Source organism: Mycobacterium malmoense (assembly GCF_019645855.1).
In the GTDB taxonomy this organism is placed as follows: domain Bacteria; phylum Actinomycetota; class Actinomycetes; order Mycobacteriales; family Mycobacteriaceae; genus Mycobacterium; species Mycobacterium malmoense.
The window spans coordinates 2,350,436-2,373,469 of sequence record NZ_CP080999.1; the positions used below are offsets into that span (position 1 = coordinate 2,350,436).

At 70.1% G+C, this 23,034-nt stretch carries 25 protein-coding genes; 20 read left to right on the forward strand and 5 right to left on the reverse strand.

Annotated elements, in window-relative coordinates; all coding sequences use genetic code 11:
- The 6 genes from K3U93_RS10955 to K3U93_RS10980 all read left to right on the forward strand — a co-directional run bounded on the left by K3U93_RS10955 (position 1) and on the right by K3U93_RS10980 (position 4,392).
- Positions 1 to 1,143, forward strand: a complete 1,143-nt coding sequence (locus K3U93_RS10955; protein ID WP_083011236.1) for an 8-amino-7-oxononanoate synthase — start codon at positions 1 to 3, stop codon at positions 1,141 to 1,143.
- Positions 1,140 to 1,820, forward strand: coding sequence for a dethiobiotin synthase (bioD, locus tag K3U93_RS10960; protein ID WP_071509514.1), 681 nt, complete (start codon positions 1,140 to 1,142; stop codon positions 1,818 to 1,820). The genes K3U93_RS10955 and bioD overlap by 4 nt, the downstream gene beginning before the upstream one ends.
- Entirely contained in the window at positions 1,820 to 2,329 is a 510-nt protein-coding gene (locus tag K3U93_RS10965; protein ID WP_083011235.1) for a 2'-5' RNA ligase family protein, read from the forward strand. Before bioD ends, K3U93_RS10965 begins: the two co-directional genes overlap by 1 nt.
- Positions 2,330 to 2,460: 131 nt before the next feature.
- Positions 2,461 to 3,501: a biotin synthase BioB gene (gene bioB / locus K3U93_RS10970; RefSeq protein WP_071509512.1), complete on the forward strand. Its 1,041-nt coding sequence runs from the start codon at positions 2,461 to 2,463 to the stop codon at positions 3,499 to 3,501.
- Between the two features lie 13 nt (positions 3,502 to 3,514).
- Positions 3,515 to 3,742 (forward strand): biotin synthase auxiliary protein BsaP, encoded by a 228-nt coding sequence (gene bsaP / locus K3U93_RS10975; RefSeq protein ID WP_083011234.1) that lies wholly within the window; start codon positions 3,515 to 3,517, stop codon positions 3,740 to 3,742.
- Positions 3,739 to 4,392 (forward strand): DUF2567 domain-containing protein, encoded by a 654-nt coding sequence (locus K3U93_RS10980; protein WP_083011233.1) that lies wholly within the window; start codon positions 3,739 to 3,741, stop codon positions 4,390 to 4,392. Before bsaP ends, K3U93_RS10980 begins: the two co-directional genes overlap by 4 nt.
- A gap of 5 nt (positions 4,393 to 4,397) precedes the next feature.
- Here K3U93_RS10980 and K3U93_RS10985 read toward each other — a convergent pair whose 3' ends face one another.
- On the reverse strand, positions 4,398 to 5,750 hold the full coding sequence (locus K3U93_RS10985) for a lipase family protein (protein WP_083011232.1): 1,353 nt from the start codon (positions 5,748 to 5,750) through the stop codon (positions 4,398 to 4,400).
- Positions 5,751 to 5,911: 161 nt separating this feature from the next.
- Positions 5,912 to 6,634 carry an NUDIX hydrolase gene (locus K3U93_RS10990; RefSeq protein ID WP_071509508.1) on the reverse strand — a complete coding sequence of 241 codons (723 nt, stop codon included), beginning with the start codon at positions 6,632 to 6,634 and terminating at the stop codon, positions 5,912 to 5,914.
- Positions 6,635 to 6,682: 48 nt separating this feature from the next.
- On the opposite strand from K3U93_RS10990, the gene nadA reads away from it, so the two are divergent.
- Genes nadA through nadC form a run of 3 tightly spaced genes read left to right on the forward strand, consistent with a single transcriptional unit; the run spans position 6,683 to position 10,163 of the window.
- Positions 6,683 to 7,732 (forward strand): quinolinate synthase NadA, encoded by a 1,050-nt coding sequence (gene nadA, locus K3U93_RS10995; RefSeq protein ID WP_083011231.1) that lies wholly within the window; start codon positions 6,683 to 6,685, stop codon positions 7,730 to 7,732.
- Complete coding sequence (locus K3U93_RS11000; protein ID WP_083011230.1) at positions 7,729 to 9,306, forward strand: L-aspartate oxidase; 1,578 nt, start codon at positions 7,729 to 7,731, stop codon at positions 9,304 to 9,306. The genes nadA and K3U93_RS11000 overlap by 4 nt, the downstream gene beginning before the upstream one ends.
- A 2-nt stretch (positions 9,307 to 9,308) precedes the next feature.
- Positions 9,309 to 10,163, forward strand: a complete 855-nt coding sequence (gene nadC / locus K3U93_RS11005) for a carboxylating nicotinate-nucleotide diphosphorylase (protein WP_176220012.1) — start codon at positions 9,309 to 9,311, stop codon at positions 10,161 to 10,163.
- Between the two features lie 229 nt (positions 10,164 to 10,392).
- Here the strand turns inward: nadC and K3U93_RS11010 are convergent, their stop codons facing one another.
- Positions 10,393 to 10,812: a nitroreductase family deazaflavin-dependent oxidoreductase gene (locus tag K3U93_RS11010; protein WP_071509539.1), complete on the reverse strand. Its 420-nt coding sequence runs from the start codon at positions 10,810 to 10,812 to the stop codon at positions 10,393 to 10,395.
- Positions 10,813 to 10,859: 47 nt separating this feature from the next.
- Here K3U93_RS11010 and hisD point away from each other — a divergent pair, with 47 nt between their 5' ends.
- The 8 genes from hisD to hisI all read left to right on the forward strand — a co-directional run bounded on the left by hisD (position 10,860) and on the right by hisI (position 17,405).
- A complete protein-coding gene (gene hisD / locus K3U93_RS11015) occupies positions 10,860 to 12,263 on the forward strand; it encodes a histidinol dehydrogenase (protein WP_083011229.1) in 1,404 nt (467 codons plus the stop codon).
- Positions 12,260 to 13,393 (forward strand): histidinol-phosphate transaminase, encoded by a 1,134-nt coding sequence (locus tag K3U93_RS11020; RefSeq protein WP_083011228.1) that lies wholly within the window; start codon positions 12,260 to 12,262, stop codon positions 13,391 to 13,393. Before hisD ends, K3U93_RS11020 begins: the two co-directional genes overlap by 4 nt.
- Entirely contained in the window at positions 13,390 to 14,004 is a 615-nt protein-coding gene (hisB, locus tag K3U93_RS11025; protein ID WP_083011227.1) for an imidazoleglycerol-phosphate dehydratase HisB, read from the forward strand. The genes K3U93_RS11020 and hisB overlap by 4 nt, the downstream gene beginning before the upstream one ends.
- Positions 14,001 to 14,621, forward strand: coding sequence for an imidazole glycerol phosphate synthase subunit HisH (gene hisH, locus K3U93_RS11030; RefSeq protein WP_071509501.1), 621 nt, complete (start codon positions 14,001 to 14,003; stop codon positions 14,619 to 14,621). Before hisB ends, hisH begins: the two co-directional genes overlap by 4 nt.
- A gap of 82 nt (positions 14,622 to 14,703) precedes the next feature.
- Complete coding sequence (gene priA, locus K3U93_RS11035) at positions 14,704 to 15,456, forward strand: bifunctional 1-(5-phosphoribosyl)-5-((5-phosphoribosylamino)methylideneamino)imidazole-4-carboxamide isomerase/phosphoribosylanthranilate isomerase PriA (RefSeq protein WP_071509500.1); 753 nt, start codon at positions 14,704 to 14,706, stop codon at positions 15,454 to 15,456.
- 5 nt (positions 15,457 to 15,461) lie between these two features.
- Positions 15,462 to 16,274 carry an inositol monophosphatase family protein gene (locus tag K3U93_RS11040; RefSeq protein WP_083011226.1) on the forward strand — a complete coding sequence of 271 codons (813 nt, stop codon included), beginning with the start codon at positions 15,462 to 15,464 and terminating at the stop codon, positions 16,272 to 16,274.
- Position 16,275: 1 nt separating this feature from the next.
- Positions 16,276 to 17,061 carry an imidazole glycerol phosphate synthase subunit HisF gene (gene hisF / locus K3U93_RS11045; protein ID WP_071509498.1) on the forward strand — a complete coding sequence of 262 codons (786 nt, stop codon included), beginning with the start codon at positions 16,276 to 16,278 and terminating at the stop codon, positions 17,059 to 17,061.
- A complete protein-coding gene (gene hisI, locus K3U93_RS11050; protein ID WP_071509497.1) occupies positions 17,058 to 17,405 on the forward strand; it encodes a phosphoribosyl-AMP cyclohydrolase in 348 nt (115 codons plus the stop codon). The genes hisF and hisI overlap by 4 nt, the downstream gene beginning before the upstream one ends.
- Here hisI and K3U93_RS11055 read toward each other — a convergent pair.
- Positions 17,402 to 18,976 (reverse strand): serine/threonine-protein kinase, encoded by a 1,575-nt coding sequence (locus K3U93_RS11055; protein ID WP_083011225.1) that lies wholly within the window; start codon positions 18,974 to 18,976, stop codon positions 17,402 to 17,404. The two genes, hisI and K3U93_RS11055, sit on opposite strands and share 4 nt — an antisense overlap.
- 101 nt (positions 18,977 to 19,077) lie before the next feature.
- On the opposite strand from K3U93_RS11055, the gene K3U93_RS11060 reads away from it, so the two are divergent.
- A complete protein-coding gene (locus tag K3U93_RS11060; protein ID WP_071509495.1) occupies positions 19,078 to 20,172 on the forward strand; it encodes a calcium:cation antiporter in 1,095 nt (364 codons plus the stop codon).
- Between the two features lie 80 nt (positions 20,173 to 20,252).
- On the opposite strand, the gene K3U93_RS11065 is transcribed toward K3U93_RS11060, so the two are convergent.
- Positions 20,253 to 20,717 (reverse strand): peroxiredoxin, encoded by a 465-nt coding sequence (locus tag K3U93_RS11065; protein ID WP_071509494.1) that lies wholly within the window; start codon positions 20,715 to 20,717, stop codon positions 20,253 to 20,255.
- A 125-nt stretch (positions 20,718 to 20,842) separates the two neighbouring features.
- Here K3U93_RS11065 and K3U93_RS11070 point away from each other — a divergent pair, with 125 nt between their 5' ends.
- Positions 20,843 to 22,375: an anthranilate synthase component I gene (locus tag K3U93_RS11070; RefSeq protein WP_083011224.1), complete on the forward strand. Its 1,533-nt coding sequence runs from the start codon at positions 20,843 to 20,845 to the stop codon at positions 22,373 to 22,375.
- Positions 22,368 to 23,027, forward strand: coding sequence for a TIGR02234 family membrane protein (locus K3U93_RS11075; protein WP_083011223.1), 660 nt, complete (start codon positions 22,368 to 22,370; stop codon positions 23,025 to 23,027). Before K3U93_RS11070 ends, K3U93_RS11075 begins: the two co-directional genes overlap by 8 nt.
- The last annotated feature ends 7 nt before the right edge of the window (positions 23,028 to 23,034 follow it).

Consider the following 23,034-nt stretch of genomic DNA (forward strand, 5'->3'; position numbering starts at 1 on the left):
ATGAGAGCACCGATCGAGACTTCCCCGCTGGCCTGGCTGGAGGCCGTGGAGAGGCACCGCCGCGAGGCCGGGCTGCGTCGCTCGCTGCGCCCGCGCCCCGCCGTCGCCACCGAGCTGGATCTGGCGTCCAACGACTACCTCGGCCTGTCGCAGCATCCCGACGTGATCGAGGGTGGCGTCGCGGCGCTGCGGATGTGGGGTGCCGGGGCCACCGGTTCGCGCCTGGTCACCGGCGACACCGAGCTGCACCAGCAGTTCGAGTCCGAGCTCGCCGAGTTCGTCGGCGCCGCCTCGGGGTTGCTGTTCTCCTCGGGATACACGGCCAACCTGGGCGCCGTCGTCGGCCTCTCGGGTCCCGGTTCCCTGCTGGTGTCCGACGCCCATTCGCACGCGTCCCTGGTGGACGCCTGCCGGCTGTCGCGGGCCCGGGTGGTGGTGACGCCGCACCGCGACGCCGGCGCCGTGGACGCGGCCCTGGGATCGCGCGACGAGGAGCGCGCCGTCGTCATCACCGACTCGGTGTTCAGCGCCGACGGCACGCTGGCCCCCGTGCGCGAGTTGCACGAGGTGTGCCGCCGCCACGGCGCGCTGCTCATCGTCGACGAGGCCCACGGTCTGGGCGTGCGCGGCGGCGGGCGCGGGTTGCTGCACGAGCTCGGGCTGGCGGGAGCGCCCGACGTGGTGATGACCACGACGTTGTCCAAGGCGCTGGGCAGCCAGGGCGGTGCGGTTCTCGGGCCGGCGGCGGTGCGCGCTCACCTGATCGACGCGGCCCGGCCGTTCATCTTCGACACCGGCCTGGCGCCGGCGGCGGTGGGCGCCGCGCGGTCCGCGCTGAACGTGCTGCGGGCCGAAACGTGGCGGCCGGAGGCCGTGCTGGCGCACGCCCGCTTCCTGGCCGGGGCCTGCGAGGTCGCCGAAAAGCCGCAGTCGGCCGTGGTGTCGGTGATCCTGGGCGACCCGGAGGCGGCGCTGGCCGCCGCGACCGCCTGCCTGGACGCCGGCGTCAAGGTGGGCTGCTTCCGGCCCCCGACCGTGCCCGCCGGGACGTCGCGGTTGCGGTTGACCGCGCGGGCGTCGCTGGACGCCGCCGAACTCGAGATCGCGCGCCGCGTGCTGACGGACGTCCTGGCGCGCCGTTGACCGTCCTGGTCGTTACCGGTACCGGCACCGGGGTCGGCAAGACGGTCGTCACCGCGGCGCTGGCGTGCCACGCCCGTCAGGCCGGCATCGACGTGGCGGTGTGCAAGCCGGTTCAGACCGGCACCGACTGCGGCGACGACGACCTCGCCGAGGTGGGCAGGTTGTCCGGGGTGACCGAGCTCGCCGGGCTGGCCCGCTATCCGCAGCCACTGGCGCCGGCCGCCGCGGCCGAGCGGGCCGGGACGGCGCTGCCCACCGCCGACCGGCTGCTGCACCTCGTCCGCGGACTGGATCGCCCCCGCAGATTGATCCTCGTCGAAGGCGCCGGCGGGCTGCTGGTCGAACTCGCCGACGCGGGTTTCACGCTGCGTGACCTCGCCGTCGAGCTCGGCGCCCCGGCGCTGGTCGTGGTCACCGCGGAACTGGGCACCCTCAACCACACCGCGCTAACGCTGGAAGCACTTGCCGCACAACATATTTCGTGTTCCGGGTTGGTAATCGGGAGCTGGCCGGCACGGCCCGGGTTGGTCGAGACCTCCAATCGATCGGCGCTGGTCCGCCTCGCGCCGGTGCGGGCCGCGCTGCCCGCCGGCGCCGGATCGATGGGCCCCACCGACTTCGCCGCCCTAAGCGCCGGGGCGTTCGACCGCGCCTGGGTCACCGCGTTGGTCCGCTGATGGTCCACTCGATCGAGCTGGTCTTCGACCCCGATACCGAGGCAACGATCCGCCACATCTGGGAGATGCTGGCCGCCGCCGGAATCCCCAGCCAGGCCCCGGCCAGCCGGCCGCACGTGACGCTAACCGTCGCCGAGAGCATCGCCGCCGACGTCGACGAGCTGCTGAGCCCGCTCAGCCGATGGCTGCCGCCGCCCTGCGCGATCGGTGCGCCGGTGTTGTTCGGCAGGGCGAACGTCGTGTTCGCGCGGCTCGTGGTGCCGACGAGCGAGTTGTTGAGCCTGCACGCCGAGGTGCACCGGGTATGCCTGCCGCACCTGGTGGCGGGGCCGATGCCCAACAGCCTGCCCGGTCAGTGGACCGCGCACGTCACGCTGGCCCGCCGGGTCGGTGGCAACCAGCTCGGGCGGGCGCTGCGCATCGCTGCCCGGCCGTCACGCATCGACGGCCGGTTTGCCGGTTTGCGCCGCTGGGACGGCGACAGGCGGGTCGAGCACCCGATCGGGTGAGCTCCGGAGGGTCCGTGAGCGTAACCTCACGGCGATTTCGCCGGCCGATTTCCGCACTGGCGTTACGTACGCGCGCGAAGCGGTTCGGTAGATTCTCCCGGGGCGGGCATTTTGACACGAGGGAGTACCTGTTGACTGAGGCGCCAACCAGGCCAACGGCCGACATCGACCAGGACGGCTTCGACATCCTGGCCACCGCGCGCGAACAGGTGCTTCAGCGCGGCGAGGGACTGGGCTTCGAACAGGTGCTGCAGGTGCTGCAGCTGCCCGACGACCGGCTCGACGAGCTGCTGGCGCTTGCCCACGAGGTGCGGATGCGCTGGTGCGGCCCCGAGGTCGAGGTCGAGGGCATCATCAGCCTGAAAACCGGCGGATGCCCGGAGGATTGTCACTTCTGCTCGCAGTCGGGGCTTTTCGCGTCGCCGGTGCGCAGCGCTCGACTGGACATCCCCAGCCTGGTCGAGGCGGCCAAGCAGACCGCCAAGTCAGGCGCCACCGAATTCTGCATCGTGGCCGCGGTGCGCGGCCCCGACGACCGGCTGATGGCCCAGGTCGCCGCCGGCATCGAGGCGATCCGCAACGAGGTCGAGATCAACATCGCCTGCTCGCTGGGGATGCTGACGGCCGAGCAGGTGGAGCGGCTCTCGGCGATGGGGGTGCATCGCTACAACCACAACCTGGAGACGGCTCGCTCGTTCTTTACCAACGTCGTGACCACCCACACCTGGGAGGAGCGCTGGCAGACGCTGTCGATGGTGCGCGACGCCGGCATGGAGGTGTGCTGCGGCGGCATCCTCGGCATGGGCGAGACCCTCGAGCAGCGCGCGGAATTCGCCGCCGAACTGGCCGAGCTCGGTCCCGATGAGGTGCCGTTGAACTTCCTCAACCCCCGGCCGGGCACCCCGTTCGGCGACCTGGACGTGCTGCCGGTCGCCGAGGCGCTGAAGTCGGTGGCCGCCTTCCGCCTGGCGTTGCCGCGCACCATGTTGCGTTTTGCCGGGGGCCGCGAGATCACCCTCGGCGACCTGGGCGCCAAGCAGGGCATCCTGGGCGGCATCAACGCCGTCATCGTCGGGAACTACCTGACCACGCTCGGCCGCCCGGCCGAAGCGGATCTGGAACTGCTCGACGATCTGCAGATGCCGATCAAGGCGCTCAACGCCAGCCTGTAAGAAACTGGAAACCGTGGTTCGGGATTTAGGCGCTGCGCTCGGCGCCGGCGTCTACAACGTCTACACCGGGGAATTGGGAGGCACCACAGTGCCGACGGCGGCCCGATTGGGCCTCGAGCCTCCCCGGTTCTGTGCGGCGTGCGGACGCCGGATGGTGGTCCAGGTCCGTCCCGACGGCTGGCGCGCGCGGTGCTCGCGGCACGGACAGGTCGACTCGGTCGACCTGGAGGCACAGCGGTGACCGAGCATGCCGGACCCGAGACCTCGGCGCCCGCCGGCGTCCCCCGCGCGTCACGGCGGCGCGCGATCGTCATGGCTGCGCTGAGCGTGGCGACCGGCGTGGTGATCGGCGGGCTGTGGGCGTGGATCGCCCCGCCGATCCACGCGGTGGTGGCAATCACTCGCGCCGGCGAGCGGGTCCATGACTATCTGGGCAGCGAATCCGGGCACTTCTTCGACGCGCCATGCCTGATGTTGGGCCTGCTGACCGTGCTGGCGGTGGTGGCGCCGGTGCTGGCATGGCAATGGCGCGGGCGCCGCGGGCCGGCGATGGTCGCCGGGCTGTCCATCGGCATGGTGACCGCCGCCGCCGTCGCCTCGGCGATCGGGGCGGCGCTGGTCCGGCTGAGCTACGGCGCACTGAACTTCGACTCGGTGCCGCTGTCGGGACGCCCGTCGGTGGCCTACGTCATCGAGGCGCCGCCGGTGTTCTTTTCCCATGGCCCGCTGCAGGTGGCGGCGACCCTGCTGTGGCCGGCCGGCATCGCCGCGCTGGTCTACGCCCTGCTGGCGGCGGCCAATGCCCGCGATGATCTGGGGGCGCTCCCGGTGACCGACCAGCCTTTGCAGGCGCCGATGGAGCCGGAGGCCCCGGAAGCCGCCGTGTCCTAGCGGACTTACAACGGGCGATGCGGCACCTTCCTGCCGGTGATGATCTTGGCCGCGATCTTCACCAGCCGCGCCATGCCGACGTAGGTCATCGGATTGAACATCGTCGGCCACGTGGTCCTGACGAGGTGTTCGGTCAGTGGCCGGCCGGCGAACCGGTCCGTGAGCCAGCGGAGCGTCATGGGGGCCGACAACGGGTGCAGGCAAATGTGTTCGTTGAACGCGTCCCGATGGTAGGTGACCCTGGCGCCGCCGGCCGAATAGGCGTCGGCGAGCTCGTCGATGTCGTGGACGTCGATGAGGTAGTCGTGCACGGCCTGCACGATCAACACCGGCGGGGTTGGCACCACGGCGCCCAGCTTGATGCTGTCGAAGACATACGTCACCTCGGGCATCGACAGGATGTCTTCGAGCGGTTCGTCCAGGTAGTCGCCCATGTTCTTGCCCGCCATCCGGAGGACCGCTTCCACCGTCGTCATCTTCTCCAGCGCCGCGAGCAGGGCGCGCCCCTCGTCGTTGGTGTGTTCCTTGATGACCCGGTCGAGGCCGGGGTAGATGTGGCCGAGCGCGGCCACGACCAACGCGGGCAAACCGGCAAGGAAGCCGCCGTTGAGGCGGCGGAAGGTGTGACCAAGATCGCCGACGGGTGATCCCAGCACCGCCCCGACGATGTTCAGATCGGGTGCGTACTCGCCACACATCTCGGCGGCCCACGCGCTGGCCAGGCCGCCGCCGGAGTACCCCCACAGCCCGATCGGCACCCTTGGGGAGGCCCCTGCCGACAATCCGAGTCGTTCCGAACCCAGCGCGGCCCGGATCCCGTCCAGGACGCGGTAACCGGGCTCATATGGTGCGCCCCACGAGCCGTGGATGCCTTCGTGGTCGGGCACCGAGACGGCCCAGCCCTCGGCGACGGCGGCGGTGATCAGCAAGAATTCGAACTGGCTCAACGATCCGAGGGCCTTCGCCCTGCGCCGCAGCGCATAGGACGGAAAACAGCGCGACGCCATCGCGTCGATCGCGCACTGATACGACAGCAGCGGGCACGTTTCCCCCGGAGCACGCTCGGCCGGAACGATCACGGTCGTCACCGTCGCCTCGGGCTCGCCGTTCATGTCCATCGTCCGGTAGAGCAGCTGCACGGCCGCGACGGGCTGGGGTATCAGCCCGAGAAACGCCAGCTCGACGTCGCGCGAGCGCAACACCGTGCCGGGCTCGGCGTGCTGATAGCCGGGCGGCGGCTGGTAGAACGGGTCGTCGCAGGGCAGCAGCGGCCGCACCTTGCGCTGCAGCTCCTCATGCGGTGGCCGGCCGATCCACTCCGCGCCACGTGTCCCTGCCAGATTGCCGAACTCAACCATTGAGGATCCCTTCTTGGCCTCGCGGCATTCTCGCGCATGAACGGGCGGTGGCCAAAACGTAATCGCCGCAATGTGAGCCAGTTCTCGTGGGCATCACCGCCGGCCCGGTCTCACCCAACTTACCGGCGCGGCGTGGCCCTCGACGGTAACTCGGAGGTAGCTCAAAGCTGGCCGGGCGGCCGGAACGCGGCGAACTCGTCGGTCACCCGCAGCGACGAGTCGGTGAAGTGATACAGCGCCGCCGGACGCCCGCCGCTGCGGCCGGATTGTGCGATGGTGCCGGTCTGGCTGATGACCCCGCGCCGGACCAGGACCCGCTGCAGATTTGTGGCGTCGACCTGGTACCCCAGCACGGCGCCGTAGATGTCGCGCAGCGCGGAAAGCGCGAATTCCCTTGGTGCCAAAGCAAACCCGATGTTGGTATACGACATCTTGGCGACCAGCCTGGCGCGGGCGTGGGCCACCATCGGTCCGTGATCGAACGCCATCGGCGGCAGCGAATTCACCGGATGCCAGCGGGTGTCCGGCGGCAGCTCGGGGGTGGCGGGGGAGGGCACCAGGCCCAGGAAGGTCGACGCGATCACCCGGGTGCCCGGCACCCGGTGTGGGTCGGAGAACACAGCGAGCTGTTCCAAGTGAGCCAGCTCTCGCAGGTCGACCTTTTCGGCCAGTTGGCGACGCACCGACGTGGTCAGGTCCTCGTGGTTGCGCAGCCGCCCGCCCGGCAGCGACCACGCCCCCTTTTGCGGATCGCGGGCACGTTGCCATAACAGCACGTTCAGCTGCGGTTTTTCTGTTCGCGGGGCCTTCGTAACCTGCTCGGTAGCCTGGCGAACCTGGAACACGACCGCAAGCACTTCGTGGGCGGTGCTACTATGGACCATGTTTTCGATTGTAAGTCGAAAACCTCCCGGACGCGAAAGGATCTTTCCGTGACGGTTTTGACTCGCATGGACACGCTCGCGGACGACATGACTGCCCGTATCACCAACACGCCCGCCGGCTACGCCGGTGTGGACGGCGACGAGCAGTGGGCGGCCGAGGTCCGGCGGCTGGCGACGCTGCGCGGCGCCACCCTGCTCGCGCACAACTACCAGCTGCCCGCCATCCAAGACGTCGCCGATCACGTGGGCGATTCGCTGGCGCTGTCGCGGATCGCCGCCGACGCGCCCGAGGACACCATCGTGTTCTGCGGCGTGCACTTCATGGCCGAGACCGCCAAGATCCTGAGTCCGGCCAAGACCGTGCTCATTCCCGATCAGCGGGCGGGCTGCTCGCTGGCCGACTCGATCACCGCCGACGACCTGCGCGCCTGGAAGGACGAGCACCCCGGCGCCGTCGTCGTCTCCTACGTCAACACCACGGCCGCCGTGAAGGCGCTCACCGACATCTGCTGCACCTCGTCCAACGCGGTCGAGGTGGTCGAGTCCATAGACCCCGACCGCGAGGTGCTGTTCTGCCCGGACCAGTTCCTCGGTGCCCACGTCCGCCGGGTGACCGGCCGCAAGAACATTCACGTCTGGGCTGGCGAATGCCACGTGCACGCCGGGATCAACGGCGACGAGCTCACCGGCCAGGCCCGCGCGAATCCCGATGCAGAACTGTACGTGCATCCCGAATGCGGTTGCGCCACTTCGGCTTTGTATCTTGCCGGTGAGGGTGCCTTCCCGCCGGATAGGGTGAAGATCCTATCCACCGGCGGCATGCTCGATGCGGCGCACCAGACACGGGCCCGCAAGGTGCTGGTGGCCACCGAAGTCGGCATGTTGCACCAACTACGCCGGGCCGCACCGGATGTCGACTTCCGCGCGGTCAACGACCGCGCGTCGTGCAAGTACATGAAGATGATCACCCCCGCGGCCCTGTTGCGCTGCCTGGTGGATGGCGCGGACGAAGTTCACGTCGATCCGGAAACCGCGGCGGCGGGCCGGCGCAGCGTGCAGCGGATGATCGAAATCGGCCAGCCGGGCGGCGGCGAATGACGGCGGGTCCGGCGTGGGCGCATACCGCCGACGTCGTCGTCATCGGCACCGGCGTCGCGGGATTGGCCGCTGCGCTGGCCGCCCATCGCGCCGGCCGCAGCGTCGTCGTCCTTTCCAAGGCGGACCAGGCGCGCGGGGTGACCGCGACCCACTACGCCCAGGGCGGCATCGCGGTGGTCTTACCCGACAACGACGACTCCGTGGATGCCCACGTCGCCGACACCCTGGCCGCGGGCGCGGGCCTGTGCGACCCCGAGGCGGTGCGCTCGATCGTCGGCGACGGCTACCGCGCCGTCGCCGAGTTGGTCGGTGACGGGGCACGATTCGACGAATCCGTCCCCGGCCGTTGGGATTTGACGCGCGAAGGCGGTCACTCGCGGCGACGCATCGTGCACGCCGGCGGCGACGCCACCGGCGCCGAGGTCCAGCGCGCGCTCGACCACGCCGCGGCGATGCTGGACATCCGCACCAGCCACGTGGCGCTGCGGGTGTTGCACGACGGTACGGCCGTGACCGGCGTGTTGGTGGGCAGCCCGGACGGGTACGGGATCGTCAACGCGCCCGCGGTGATCCTGGCCTCCGGCGGGCTTGGGCACCTCTACGGCGCGACCACCAATCCCGACGGCTCCACCGGCGACGGGATCGCGTTGGCGCTGTGGGCCGGCGTCGCGGTCAGCGATCTCGAGTTCATCCAGTTCCACCCGACGATGCTGTTCGGCGTTGGGACCGGTGGGCGGCGTCCGCTGGTCACCGAGGCCGTTCGCGGTGAGGGCGCGATACTGCTTGACGGGCAAGGCAATTCGGTCACGGCCGGCGTTCACCCGATGGGCGACCTGGCGCCGCGCGACGTCGTCGCGGCGGCCATCGACGCGCGGCTGAAGGCCACCGGCGACCCGTGCGTCTTCCTCGACGCGCGCGGCATCGCGGGCTTTGAGGTTCGATTCCCCACCGTCACCGCCGCGTGCCGGGCGGCCGGCATCGACCCCGGCCGCGAGCCGATCCCGGTGGTTCCCGGGGCGCACTACAGCTGCGGCGGCGTCGTCACCGACGTGCACGGGCGGACCGAACTGCCCGGGCTGTTCGCGGCCGGCGAGGTGGCCCGCACCGGAATGCACGGCGCCAACCGCTTGGCGTCCAACAGCCTGCTGGAAGGTTTGGTGGTCGGGGGGAGGGCCGGCAAGGCCGCGGCCGCGCACGCGGCGGCGGCCGGGCGTTGCCGCGCGACGGTGCCCGAGCCCATCGCCCACACCGCGCCGGAACGCGGCGAACTGCAACGCGCGATGAGCCTCGACGCCTCGGTGGTCCGCGACGCCGCCGGGCTAAACCGGTTGTCCAACAAGCTCTCCCAGGCGCGGGTCCGCACGGTGGCGGGTCGCCGGGATTTCGAAGACGTCGCGTTGACGCTGGCCGCCCGGGCGGTGGCCGCGGCGGCCTTGGCGCGCAACGAAAGCCGGGGTTGCCACCACCGCGCCGAGTACGCGGACGCGGCGCCGGAACAAGCCCGCGGCGGCGTCCTCCGGCTGGCCGACAACCAAGACTCGGTGCTGGTGGAGGCGTTGGCGGCGGTGGGCTGACGATGCTGTCCGACTGCGAACTCGCCGCCGCCCGCGACGCCATCCGCCGGGGCCTGGACGAGGATCTGCGTTACGGGTCCGACGTCACCACGCTGGCCACGGTGCCCGCCGGCGCGGTGGCCACGGCGTCGATGGTGCCCCGCGAGCCGGGCGTGATCGCCGGGGTGGACGTCGCGCTGCTGGTGCTCGACGAGGTGCTCGGCGCCGGGGGCTATCACGTGCTCGACCGCGTCGAGGACGGTGCCCGGTTGCAGCCCGGTGAATCGCTGTTGACGGTGCATGCGGAGACCCGTGGCCTGCTGACCGCCGAGCGGACCATGCTGAACCTGATCTGCCACCTGTCGGGGATCGCCACTGCGACCGCGGCGTGGGTCGACGCGGTGCAGGGCACCAAGGCGAAGGTCCGCGACACCCGCAAAACCCTCCCGGGCCTGCGGGTGCTGCAGAAATACGCGGTGCGGGTCGGCGGGGGACTCAATCACCGCCTGGGGCTTGGCGACGCGGCGCTGATCAAGGACAACCACGTCGCGGCCGCGGGCTCAGCGGTCGAAGCGCTGCGGGCGGTCCGTGAAGCGGCCCCCGACCTGCCGTGCGAGGTCGAAGTGGACTCCCTCGAGCAGCTCGATGCGGTGCTGGACGAAAAGCCCGAACTGGTCTTGCTGGACAACTTCCCGGTGTGGCAGACGCAGATCGCCGTGCAGCGCCGCGACACCCGGGCACCCGCGGTGCTGCTGGAGTCGTCCGGGGGCCTCAGCCTTGAGAACGCGGCGACCTACGCCGCGACCGGCGTGGATTACCTGGCCGTCGGTGCGCTGACCCACTCGGTGCGCGCACTCGATATCGGTTTGGACATGTAGGCCCGGCGCTCTCGTATGAGTTCAGGGCGTCGCGCGTGAGTCCACGGCTTTCGGTGTGAGTTCAGGGCGTCGCGCGTGAGTCCACGGCGGAAAAATCGCCCAGATTCCGCCCTGCACGCACACCGAAAGCCGTCGGCTCACACTGAAGGCCGTCGGCTCACACTGAAGGCCGTCGGCTCACACTGAAGGCCGCCGGCTCACACCGAAAGCCGTGGCCCGCCGCGGCGGCTCAGGCGATATCGCCGACCAACACCGCCATGCGGCGCAATTGCAGCCGCACCAACCAGGGCAACCCTTGAGCGTCCGGGCCGTCGGAGCCGGCGGGCAGAATCCGCGGATTGGTGATGTGCACCTCGCGGCGGGTAAAGCGCAGGTTGGCCTCGCCCGCGGCCAGCACGTTCTTGACCCAGTCGGTTTTCCCATGGCCCAGCGCGATCGCCAGCACGTTGCCTTTGCGGTAGGCCGTCACGATGGTTTTGTACGGCTTGCCGGACTTGCGACCGCGATGCTCGATGGTTGCGGTTCCGGGCAGGTAGCGGGCGATCGGTTTGAGCGCCGGGTTGACGTATTTGACCTGAAAGTTCTCGAACCAGGGCGGATACACCATCGGGATGCCCGGGGCGTTATTCGGGTGATCCTTTGCGGACATGGCGGCCACACTACCGGTCGGATATCCACTTGAGCTGCTCTGGGACAATGGAGACCGTGAGTCCCACCCAACCGTCGCCGATGGCCCGCATTGACCTGCGGGGCGCGGAGCTGACGGCCGCCCGATTGCGGGCCACGCTGCCACGCGGTGGCACCGACGTGGAGGCCGTGTTGCCCCGGGTGCGGCCGATCGTGCAGGCCGTCGCCGAGCGCGGGGCCGAGGCGGCGTTGGAGTTCGGGGCGTCGTTCGACGGGGTGCGGCCCGCCGCCGTCCGGGTGCCCGCCGTCGCGCTGGAGGCAGCGCTGGCCGGGCTGGACGCCGATGTCCGGGATGCGCTGCAGGTGATGATCGAACGCACCCGCGCCGTGCACGCCAATCAGCGTCGCACCGACGTCACCACCACGCTCGGGCCGGGCGCGACGGTCACCGAGCGGTGGGTTCCCGTCGAGCGGGTGGGCCTGTATGTGCCCGGCGGCAACGCCGTGTACCCGTCCAGCGTGGTGATGAACGTGGTGCCGGCGCAGGCCGCCGGCGTCGGCTCGCTGGTGGTGGCCAGTCCGCCACAGGCGGAGTTTGACGGGTTGCCCCATCCGACGATCCTGGCCGCGGCCCGGCTGCTGGGCGTCGACGAGGTGTGGGCCGTGGGCGGGGCGCAGGCGGTGGCGCTGCTGGCCTACGGCGGCACCGACACCGGGGTCGAATGGCCCGGCTTCTCAGCGGACCGAACACGGTCCGCATCGTCGCCGGACGCAGGCGCCGAACTCGTGCCCGTCGACATGATCACCGGCCCCGGCAACATCTACGTCACCGCCGCCAAGCGGCTGTGCCGCTCCCGGGTGGGCATCGACGCCGAGGCCGGGCCGACGGAGATCGCCATCCTCGCCGACCACACCGCCGACCCGGCGCACGTGGCCGCCGACCTGATCAGCCAGGCCGAGCACGACGAGATGGCGGCCAGCGTGCTGGTGACCCCGAGCGAGGACCTGGCCGCCGCCGCCGAGCGTGAATTGGCCGCCCAGCTGCACACCACGGTGCACCGCGAGCGGGTGACCGCCGCGCTGGGTGGGCGCCAATCGGCGACCATCCTGGTCGACGACCTGGACGCCGGCGTCAAGGTCGTCAACGCCTACGCGCCCGAACACCTGGAGATTCAGACCGTCGACGCGGGGCGGATCGCGGACCGAATACGTTCGGCCGGAGCCATTTTCGTCGGTCCGTGGGCACCCGTGAGCCTCGGTGACTATTGTGCCGGATCCAACCATGTGCTACCGACCGCGGGCTGCGCCCGCCACTCCAGCGGCCTGTCGGTGCAGACGTTCCTGCGCGGCATCCACGTCGTCGACTACACGGAGGCGGCGCTCAAAGACGTCTCCGGGCACGTGATCACGCTGGCCGAGGCCGAGGACCTGCCGGCGCACGGCGAGGCGATACGGCGGAGGTTCGAGCGATGAGCGTACCTAAGCCCACGCTGGACGACCTGCCGCTGCGCGACGACCTGCGCGGCAAATCACCCTACGGCGCACCGCAATTGGCGGTTCCGGTGCGGCTGAACACCAACGAGAACCCGCACCCGCCCACCCAGGCGCTCGTCGACGACGTGGTGCGCTCGGTGAGCGAGGCCGCCGCGGACCTGCACCGCTACCCCGACCGCGACGTGGTGGCCCTGCGCCGCGACCTGGCAAGCTACCTCACCGCGCAGACCGGCACCCGGCTTGGCGTCGAAAACCTTTGGGCAGCCAACGGTTCCAACGAGATCCTGCAACAGCTGCTGCAGGCGTTCGGCGGCCCGGGGCGCAGCGCGATCGGGTTCGTCCCGTCCTACTCAATGCACCCGATCATCGCCGACGCCACCCGCACCGAATGGCTCGAGGCCGCCCGCGCCGACGACTTCGGCCTCGACGCCGATGCCGCCGTGGCCGCCGTCGCCGACGGGCGACCCGACGTGGTGTTCATCGCCAGCCCCAACAACCCGTCGGGACAGAGCGTTTCGCAGACGGATCTGCGGCGGCTGCTCGACGTGGTTCCGGGCATCCTGATCGTCGACGAGGCCTACGGCGAGTTCTCCTCACAGCCCAGCGCGGTGGCGCTCGTCGAGGAATACCCGGCCAAGCTCGTCGTCACCCGCACCATGAGCAAGGCGTTCGCCTTCGCCGGCGGCCGGCTCGGGTATCTGGTCGCCACGCCGGCGGTGATCGACGCGATGCTGCTGGTGCGGCTGCCCTATCACCTGTCGTCGGTCACCCAGGCCGCCGCCCGGGCCGCGCTGCGGCACGCCGACGACACGTTGGCCAGCGTGGCCACGTTGATCGCCGAACGCGAACGCGTCACGACGGCCTTGAGCGGCATGGGCTTTCGGGTGATCCCGAGCGACGCCAACTTCGTGCTGTTCGGCGAGTTCGCCGACGCACCGGCCGCCTGGCAGCGCTACCTGGACGCCGGCATCCTGATCCGCGACGTCGGGATCCCCGGCTACCTGCGCGCCACCACGGGCCTGGCCGACGAGAACGACGCGTTCCTACGGGCCAGCGCCCAGATCGCGGCCACCGAACTGGTCCCAGCCACCCCCATAGGAGCCCCGTGACCGCCACCCGCCGCGCACGAATCGAACGCCGCACCAAGGAATCCGACATCGTCATCGAGCTCGACCTCGACGGCACCGGGCAGGTCCACGTCGACACCGGTGTGCCGTTCTACGACCACATGCTGACGGCGCTGGGCAGCCACGCCAGCTTCGACCTGACCGTGCGCACCGAGGGCGACCTGGAGATCGAGGGGCACCACACCATCGAGGACACCGCGATCGCGCTGGGCCAGGCCCTAGGGCAGGCCCTCGGCGACAAGAAGGGCATCCGCCGGTTCGGGGATGCTTTCATCCCGATGGACGAGGCGCTGGCCCACGCCGCGGTCGACGTGTCCGGGCGGCCCTACTGCGTGCACACCGGGGAGCCGGATCACCTGCAGCACACCACCATTGCCGGCAGCTCGGTGCCCTACCACACGGTCATCAACCGGCACGTGTTCGAAACGCTGGCCGCCAACGCCCGCATCGCGCTGCACGTGCGCGTGCTGTACGGGCGCGACCCGCACCACATCACCGAGGCGCAGTACAAGGCCGTGGCCCGCGCGTTGCGCCAGGCGGTCGAACCCGATCCCCGGGTGTTGGGCGTGCCATCCACTAAAGGTGTTCTGTGACAGCAAAATCCGTTGTCGTTTTGGACTATGGCTCGGGGAATTTGCGGTCGGCGCAGCGCGCGCTGCAGCGGGTCGGCGCGTCGGTCGAGGTGACCGCCGACGCGGGCGCCGCCGCGGCTGCCGGCGGGCTGGTGGTGCCCGGCGTCGGCGCGTTCGAGGCGTGCATGACGGGCCTGCGCAAGATCGCGGGGGAGCGGATCATCGCCGAACGGGTGGCCGCGGGACGCCCGGTGCTAGGCGTCTGTGTCGGCATGCAGATCCTGTTCGCCCGCGGCGTCGAATTCGGGGTGGAGACCAAAGGCTGCGGGCAGTGGCCGGGAGCCGTCACCCGGCTGGACGCCCCGGTGATCCCGCACATGGGCTGGAACGTCGTGAATTCCGGGCCGGGCAGCGCCCTGTTTAAAGGCCTGGACGCGGGCACGCGGTTCTACTTCGTGCACTCCTACGCCGCGCAGTCCTGGGAAGGTTCCCCGGAAGCGGTGCTGACGTGGGCTACCCATCGGGTACCGTTTCTGGCCGCGGTCGAGGACGGGCCGCTGGCCGCGACCCAATTCCACCCGGAAAAGAGCGGCGACGCCGGCGCCGTCGTGCTGAGCAACTGGGTTCAGGGACTGTGACGACTTCCGCGAAACTGTATTCCGCCACGCAAACGCCGAGAGGACGCGTCGTTAGTTACAGTCTCGGCGACCAGGAGGAATTTTGTTGATACTGTTACCGGCCGTCGACGTGGTCGACGGACGCGCCGTGCGACTCGTGCAGGGCAAGGCCGGCAGCGAAACCGAATACGGCTCGGCCCTGGACGCCGCACTGGGCTGGCAGCGCGACGGGGCCGAATGGATCCACCTCGTCGACCTCGATGCCGCGTTCGGCCGCGGCTCCAACCGCGAACTGCTCGCCGAGGTGGTGGGCAAGCTCGACGTGCGTGTGGAGCTGTCCGGCGGGATCCGCGACGACGAGTCGCTGGCCGCGGCGCTGGGCACCGGTTGCGCCCGGGTCAACCTGGGCACCGCGGCGCTGGAGAATCCGCAGTGGTGCGCGAGGGCGATCGCCGAGCACGGCGACAAGGTCGCCGTGGGGCTGGACGTCCAGATCGACCCGGGAAATCCAGGAGGCGAGCACCGGCTGCGCGGACGCGGCTGGGAAAGCGACGGCGGCGACCTGTGGGAAGTGTTGGAACGCCTTGACAGCCAGGGATGTTCGCGGTTTGTGGTCACCGATGTCACCAAGGACGGCACGCTGGGCGGCCCCAATCTCGACCTGCTGGCCAGCGTGGCCGACCGCACCGAAGCCCCGGTGATCGCCTCCGGCGGAGTGTCCAGCCTGGACGACCTGCGCGCCCTGGCCAACCTAGCGACCCTCACCGGCCGCGGGGTCGAGGGCGTCATCGTGGGCAAGGCCCTCTACGCCGGCCGGTTCACCCTGCCGCAGGCCCTGGCCGCGGTGAGGGTGTAGGCGCGATGGACCTCAACGCGCTGGCCTCCCCCTTGGTTGACAAGGCATCGGCAATCCTCGATGCGGCCGTGCCGCAATTCCTGGCGGGCCACCGCGCCCGTTCGGCGGTTGCCAAGAAGGGCAACGACTTTGCCACCGAAGTCGATCTCGCGATCGAACGGCAGGTCGTCTCCGCGCTGGTCGCCACCACCGGAATCGGCGTGCACGGCGAGGAATTCGGCGGCATGGACGTCGACTCGCCGTGGGTATGGGTGTTGGACCCCGTCGATGGCACGTTCAACTACGCCGCCGGATCGCCGATGGCCGCGATCCTGCTGGCCCTGCTGCACGACGGCGACCCGGTGGCGGGCCTCACCTGGTTGCCGTTCCTCGGCGAGCGCTACACCGCCGTCGCGGGGGGCCCGCTGATCAGGAACGGTGAGCCGCGGCCGTCGCTCGGTGCCACGGAGCTGGCAGACAGCCTCGTCGCGGTCGGAACGTTCAACGTCGACTCGCGGGGCCGCTTCCCGGGACGCTACCGGCTCGCGGTGCTGGAGAACCTCAGCCGGGTGTCTTCACGGTTACGGATGCACGGCTCCACCGGAATCGACCTTGTCTACGTTGCCGATGGAATCCTCGGGGCCGCAATAACTTTCGGAGGTCACGTCTGGGACCACGCCGCCGGGGTCGCGCAGGTGCGCTCCGCGGGTGGCATCGTCACCGACCTGGCCGGTGAACCCTGGACCCCGGCGTCGCGGTCGGTGCTGGCCGCGGCGCCCGACGCGCACGGCGAGATCCTCAAGATCCTGCGGGCCGTCGGCGAACCGGAGGACTACTGAGATGTACTCAGGCACCGGCCTTGCCGTGCGCGTGATCCCGTGCCTAGACGTCGACGCCGGGCGGGTGGTCAAGGGGGTCAATTTCGAAAACCTCCGGGACGCGGGTGATCCGGTGGAGCTGGCGGCGGCCTATGACGCCGAAGGCGCCGACGAGCTGACCTTCCTGGACGTGACCGCGTCGTCGTCGGGTAGGGCGACCATGCTGGAGGTGGTGCGCCGCACCGCCGAGCAGGTGTTCATCCCGCTGACGGTCGGCGGCGGGGTGCGCACGGTGGCCGACGTCGACACATTGCTGCGCGCGGGCGCCGACAAGGTTGCGGTCAACACCGCTGCCATCGCCCGGCCCGACCTATTGGCCGAAATGGCAACCCAATTCGGCTCCCAGTGCATCGTGTTATCCGTCGACGCCCGTACGGTGCCCGACGGGCCTAAGCCGACACCGTCCGGCTGGGAGGTCACCACCCACGGCGGCCGGCGGGGCACCGGCATCGACGCCGTCGACTGGGCAGCCCGCGGCGCCGAGCTCGGGGTGGGGGAGATCCTGCTGAACTCGATGGACGCCGACGGCACCAAGGCCGGGTTCGACCTGGCGATGCTGCGCGCGGTCCGCGCGGCGGTCACGGTGCCGGTGATCGCCAGCGGCGGCGCCGGCGCGGTGGAACACTTCGCGCCCGCGGTCGCGGCCGGCGCCGATGCGGTGTTGGCGGCCAGCGTCTTTCACTTCCGCGAGCTGACGATCGGTCAGGTGAAGGCCGCCATGGCCAAAGCGGGGGTCGCCGTGCGATGACGCTTGACCCGAAGATCGCCGCGCGGCTGAAGCGCAACGCCGACGGGCTGTTCACCGCCGTCGTGCAGGAGCGCGGCAGCGGCGACGTGCTCATGGTCGCCTGGATGGACGACGAGGCGCTGGCCCGCACCCTGGAAACCCGTGAGGCCACCTACTATTCGCGATCCCGCGCGCAACAGTGGGTCAAGGGCGCGACGTCCGGCCACACCCAGCGCGTCCATTCGGTGCGACTGGACTGCGACGGGGACGCCGTGTTGCTGACGGTCGATCAGGTCGGCGGCGCCTGCCACACCGGCGACCACAGCTGTTTCGACGCCGACGTGCTGCTGGAACCGGAAGCCTAACCGGGGGCGACGTCCAGCCCGTTGGCCGCGGCTATCGCCGCGCGCGCCCATTCGTGGCGGGAGACGGCCGGCTGGATTCGGTCGCGGCGAATGATCTCCAGATCTATGACTTTTCCGGTGATCACGGCGTTGGGCACCCGGAAGGAGAATGCCGGCTCGTCGGTGGCGACGGCCAGGATGGCGTCGGTGTCGGTGAAGTTGTTGGCGCGCATGGTGTCCTCGGCCCACCTGAACGGCTTGAGGCCCCCGAAGTTCTCGACGTACACCACCCACAGCCGGGTGCCGCGCCCGTTGTAGAGCTTGGTGAGTGCCCTGTCCACCGCGGCGTGCTCGAGCGGAGTTAGCACACCCGATTGATCGGTGATTTGGCTCGACAGCGTGATCGCCGGCGGTGCAACGGCATTCCCGGACGGCGGAACGGCATTGCCGGGCGGCGGCGCCGCTGGCGGCGACGGGGGCGCCGCTGGCGCCGACGAGGCGCCGTTTTGGTTGTTGGCGCGGGCGCCGAGCATGCGGACGCCGGCATAGGCTCCCACCGCGATCAGCGCGACGGCGACGAGCGCCGCGATCACCGTCGCCGGAACTCGCCGGCCGCCGCGCGCTTTTGGCGAGGTTGGAGATGCGCCGTCGGGGGCCGCGATCACTTCCGTGGGTGCCGGAATGACTTCTGTGGGTCCCGCCGCCACCTCGGCCGCGGCCGTGTCGAGCTGGCTACCGAGCGCGGCCGCGAAATCCGCGCACGTCGGGTACCGGTCGTCTGGTTTCTTGGCGAGAGCCTTGGCGATGGCGCCGTCGAGGTCGGCCAGTTCGGGCCGGTGCTCGCTGAGATGCGGTGGTGGTGTGGACAAATGCTGGGTGATCACCACCGCCGGGTTGGAATGGTGAAACGGGGCCGACCCGGTCAACAAGTTGAAGGCGGTGCAGCCGAGCGCATATTCGTCGGCTCGCCCATCCAGGTCCGAACCCTGCAGCTGTTCGGGCGCGCAGTACGCGGTGGTGCCCACCAGCATGTTGGTCGCGGTCAGGCCGCTGATGTCGCCCAGTTCGCGCGCGATGCCGAAATCGGCGAGCAGGACCCGTCGTCGGGAATCCGCGTCGGTCAGCAGGATGTTGGCCGGTTTGACGTCGCGATGCAGCAGTCCGCGCGAGTGGGCGTAATCGAGCGCGTCGGCGACGGCCGAAATGACCTCGACGACATCGCTTTTCGGCATCCCCGACGGATACCGGGTGCGCAGCAGTTTCGCCGCGTCGGTTCCCTCCACGTGGTCCATCGAGATCCACAGTTGGCCTTCGTATTCACCGCGGTCGTGGATGCCGACGATGTGCTCGTGGTACAGGCCCGCGGCCAGGTCGGCCTCCCTGTTGAAGCGCTGACGAAATTCGTCGTCGGCGGTGAGCGCGCGGGGCAGAATTTTGAGGGCGTCGCGGCGAGGCAACCGCGGGTGCTGCGCCAGGTACACCTGGCCCATGCCACCGGTCCCCAGTCGCCGAATGATCGTGTATCCGGCGAACGCCTGTCCCTCTCGCAGGCCTTCTCTGCGGTCTTCGGCGCGCGCATCGCTTTGCGGCATGTGAGCATGCTACTGAGGCTGTCACCGCGGCAACCGGGTTATCGCCGAGAGCGGGGCGCTGACCGCCCGCTAGCGGGTGCCTTCGATGAGAATGGCTGGCGATGGTGAAACGGGTGTCCTGGACAGTGGTGGTGCCGCTGCTTGCCGTCGTCGCACTGACGGCCACCTGGGGAGAGCAGCTCGGGCCGGTACTGGTCGCGCTCGAGGCGGCGCTGCTCGTCGGTGCGGCGCTGGCAGCGGTCCAGCACGCGGAGGTGGTGGCGCACCGCGTCGGCGAGCCGTTCGGGTCGCTGGTGCTCGCGGGTGCGGTGACGGTCATCGAGGTAGCCCTCATCGTCGAGCTGATGGCGTCCGGCGGCGACGAGGCGGCGACCCTGGCCAGGGACACCGCCTTCGCCGCGATGATGATCACCACCAACGGGATCGCCGGGTTGTCGCTGCTGCTGGGCTCCCGGCGCTACGGCGTGACCTTGTTCAACGCCGAGGGCAGCGGAGCCGCGCTGGCCACGCTCACGACTCTGGCGACGCTGAGCCTGGCGCTGCCCGCGTTCACCACCAGCCATCAGGGCAAGGAGTTCTCACCCGGGCAGCTCACCTTCGCCGCGGTCGCCTCGCTGTTGCTGTACCTGCTGTTCGTCTTCACCCAGACCGTGCGGCATCGCGACTTTTTCCTGCCCGTCGCGCAGAAGGGCCAAAAATGGCCGTTCGACGAGGACGAAAGCCATGCCGATCCGCCGAGCACCCGGTCGGCGCTGACCAGCCTCGTGCTGCTGCTGGTCGCCCTCGTTGCGGTGGTGGGTCTGGCCGAACAGGAATCGCCGGCGGTCGAGCATTTGGTGACGGCAGCCGGATTCCCGCAGTCGTTCGTCGGCGTGGTGATCGCCACGATGGTGCTGCTGCCGGAGACACTCGCGGCGGTGCGCGCGGCGCGGCGGGGCCGCATCCAGACCAGCCTGAACCTGGCCTACGGGTCGGCGATGGCCAGCATCGGTCTGACTATCCCGGCCATCGCGGCCGCGAGCATATGGCTGAACGGGCCGCTGGTGCTCGGCCTCGGCGCCACCCAATTGGTGCTGCTTGCGGTGACCGTGGTGATCAGTGTGCTGACCGTGGTGCCCGGGCGGGCTACGCGACTGCAGGGCGAGGTGCACCTGGTGCTGCTGGCCGCCTATGTGTTCCTCGCGATCGTCCCCTGACGGGCGTGGCGAGCAGACGGAGAATCGCCTATTTCGTGCGAAAATAGGCGATTCTGCGTCTGCTCGCGAGGGAGCGGGAGCTAGGCCGACGGCCGGGCCCGCAGTGTCTCCAACGCCTTGTCGGCATGGGTGTCCATGTTGAATTCGCTGGAGATCACGTCCAGCACCCTGCGGTCGGTGTCGATGACAAAAGTCGTGCGTTTGACCGGCGCCAGTTTGCCGAGCAGACCGCGCTTGACACCGAACTGTGAGGCGACCGTGCCCTCGGTGTCGGACAGCAGCGGGTAGTCAAACTTCTGGATGTCGGCGAACTTGGCCTGCTTGTGCACGGAATCGGCGCTGATGCCCACCCGGTTGGCCCCGACCGCGGCGAATTCCGACGCCAGGTCGCGGAAGTGACAGGCTTCCTTGGTGCAGCCGGGCGTCATCGCCGCGGGGTAAAAGAACAGGACCACGGGCCCGTCGGCAAGCAGGTCACTGAGCTTACGAGTCGTTCCCTTCTGGTCGGGAAGTTCGAAGTCGGCCACGGTGTCACCAGTTTTCATGGCCGTCAGGCTACGCCTCGCCTGGTCAGCTGCCGCGGGCGTAACGCCACGGCGAATCTCGACCCAGAAAAGCGCAGCCACGTTACGCTCGCGGGCCGCCGGACCCCGTCTGGGAAGATGGTTCGGTGCACGATCACCTGGCCGCCACCACCTCACGGGAGGACTTCTGTGTGCTTGCGGCGGAACACCGCGTGGTTCCGGTGACCCGCAAGGTCTTAGCCGACAGCGAGACGCCGCTGTCGGCCTACCGCAAACTCGCCGCCAACCGCCCGGGCACGTTTCTGCTGGAATCCGCCGAGAACGGCCGGTCCTGGTCGCGGTGGTCGTTCATCGGGGCGGGGGCGCCGTCGGCGCTGACCGTGCGCGACGGCGACGCGGTGTGGCTCGGCGCCGTGCCGCAGGACGCGCCCACCGGCGGCGACCCGCTGCAGGCCCTGCGGGCCACCCTGGAGCTGCTGGCCACCGCGGCGCTGCCCGGGCTTCCGCCGCTGTCGGGCGGCATGGTCGGGTTCTTCGCCTATGACCTGGTGCGGCGCCTCGAGCGCCTGCCCGAGCTGGCGGTCGACGACCTCCACCTGCCGGACATGTTGCTGCTGCTGGCCACCGACCTGGCGGCGGTCGACCACCACGAGGGCACCATCACGCTGATCGCCAACGCCGTGAACTGGAACGGCACCGACGAACGCGTCGACGAGGCCTACGACGACGCGGTCGCCCGGCTGGACGTGATGACCGCGGCGCTGGGCCAGCCGCTGTCGTCGACGGTGGCCACGTTCAGCAGGCCCGAGCCCCGACACCGGGCGCAGCGCACCGTCGAGGAATACGGCAAGATCGTCGACTACCTCGTCGACCAGATCGCGGCCGGCGAAGCCTTCCAGGTGGTGCCCTCGCAGCGCTTCGAGATGGACACCAACGTCGATCCCATCGACGTGTACCGGATGCTGCGGGCAACCAACCCCAGCCCCTACATGTATCTGCTGCACGTGCCGAATAGTGCTGGGGCGACGGACTTTTCGGTCGTCGGGTCCAGTCCGGAGGCGCTGGTCACCGTCGCCGACGGCCGGGCCACGACGCACCCGATCGCCGGAACCCGGTGGCGCGGGCAGACCGACGAAGAAGACCAGCTGCTGGAGAAAGAACTGCTCGCCGACGACAAGGAACGCGCCGAACACCTGATGCTGGTCGACCTCGGCCGCAACGACCTCGGCCGGGTCTGCACGCCGGGCACCGTGCGGGTCGAGGATTACAGCCACATCGAACGCTATAGCCACGTCATGCACCTGGTGTCGACGGTGACCGGGATGCTCGGCGGGGGCCGCACGGCCCTGGACGCGGTGACGGCGTGCTTCCCGGCCGGCACACTCTCGGGCGCACCCAAGGTGCGGGCCATGGAGTTGATCGAAGAGGTGGAAAAGACGCGCCGCGGACTCTACGGCGGCGTGGTCGGTTACCTCGACTTCGCCGGCAACGCCGACTTCGCGATCGCCATCCGCACCGCGCTGATGCGCGACGGCACCGCCTACGTCCAGGCCGGTGGCGGCGTGGTGGCCGACTCCAACGGCCCCTACGAGTACACCGAGGCCACCAACAAGGCGCGGGCGGTGCTCAATGCGATCGCCGCCGCCGAGACGCTGACCGCCCCGGACCGCGATGGGTGATACCCGCCCGGCTCGGTCCGGCCGGCTGACGATCGGGATAGCCCAGCTGTTGCTGGTGGTTGCCGCGGGGGCGCTGTGGACGGCGTCGCGGCTGCCCTGGGTCGTCATCCGGTCGTTCGACGGGCTGGGCCCGCCAAAGGAGGTGACCCTGTCCGGCGCCTCGTGGTCGACGGCGCTGGTGCCGTTGGCGCTGCTCATACTGGCCACCGCGGCCGCCGCGCTCGCGGTGCGTGGCTGGCCGTTGCGGGTGCTGGCGGGACTGATGGCGGCGGCCAGCCTTGCGGTCGGCTATCTGGGCATCAGCCTGTGGGTGATTCCGGACGTGGCCGTGCGCGGCGCCGACCTCGCGCATGTCTCGCTGGCATCGCTGGTGGGAACCGAGCGGCACCATTGGGGGGCGGGCGCCGCGGTGGCCGCCGCGGTGTGCACCCTGGCCGCGGCCGTCTTATTGATGCGGTCTGCTTCGGTTTTGGGGTCGGACCGCTCGGGCGCAACGAAATATGCGGCGCCCGCGACCCGCCGGTCGAATGCGCGACGCGAAGACGCTGACGGGGTGACGCCGGAGGTGTCGGAGCGGATGATCTGGGATGCGCTTGACGAGGGTCGCGACCCCACCGATCGGCCCTACGAGTCGGACACCGAGGGTCGGTGACGGGCCG

Bases quoted from the DNA above. Each gene is read 5' to 3' on its own strand.
- K3U93_RS11065 (WP_071509494.1), bottom strand. From the start codon at position 20,717: ATGAAAACTGGTGACACCGTGGCCGACTTCGAACTTCCCGACCAGAAG.
- K3U93_RS11075 (WP_083011223.1), top strand. From the start codon at position 22,368: ATGGGTGATACCCGCCCGGCTCGGTCCGGCCGGCTGACGATCGGGATA.
- K3U93_RS11000 (WP_083011230.1), top strand. From the start codon at position 7,729: ATGACGGCGGGTCCGGCGTGGGCGCATACCGCCGACGTCGTCGTCATC.
- K3U93_RS11020 (WP_083011228.1), top strand. From the start codon at position 12,260: ATGAGCGTACCTAAGCCCACGCTGGACGACCTGCCGCTGCGCGACGAC.
- K3U93_RS11010 (WP_071509539.1), bottom strand. From the start codon at position 10,812: ATGTCCGCAAAGGATCACCCGAATAACGCCCCGGGCATCCCGATGGTG.
- hisF (WP_071509498.1), top strand. From the start codon at position 16,276: ATGTACTCAGGCACCGGCCTTGCCGTGCGCGTGATCCCGTGCCTAGAC.
- K3U93_RS10965 (WP_083011235.1), top strand. From the start codon at position 1,820: ATGGTCCACTCGATCGAGCTGGTCTTCGACCCCGATACCGAGGCAACG.
- K3U93_RS10985 (WP_083011232.1), bottom strand. From the start codon at position 5,750: ATGGTTGAGTTCGGCAATCTGGCAGGGACACGTGGCGCGGAGTGGATC.
- nadC (WP_176220012.1), top strand. From the start codon at position 9,309: ATGCTGTCCGACTGCGAACTCGCCGCCGCCCGCGACGCCATCCGCCGG.
- hisD (WP_083011229.1), top strand. From the start codon at position 10,860: ATGGAGACCGTGAGTCCCACCCAACCGTCGCCGATGGCCCGCATTGAC.
- hisI (WP_071509497.1), top strand. From the start codon at position 17,058: ATGACGCTTGACCCGAAGATCGCCGCGCGGCTGAAGCGCAACGCCGAC.
- K3U93_RS11060 (WP_071509495.1), top strand. From the start codon at position 19,078: ATGGTGAAACGGGTGTCCTGGACAGTGGTGGTGCCGCTGCTTGCCGTC.
- K3U93_RS11040 (WP_083011226.1), top strand. From the start codon at position 15,462: ATGGACCTCAACGCGCTGGCCTCCCCCTTGGTTGACAAGGCATCGGCA.
- K3U93_RS10990 (WP_071509508.1), bottom strand. From the start codon at position 6,634: ATGGTCCATAGTAGCACCGCCCACGAAGTGCTTGCGGTCGTGTTCCAG.
- K3U93_RS10955 (WP_083011236.1), top strand. From the start codon at position 1: ATGAGAGCACCGATCGAGACTTCCCCGCTGGCCTGGCTGGAGGCCGTG.
- K3U93_RS11055 (WP_083011225.1), bottom strand. From the start codon at position 18,976: ATGCCGCAAAGCGATGCGCGCGCCGAAGACCGCAGAGAAGGCCTGCGA.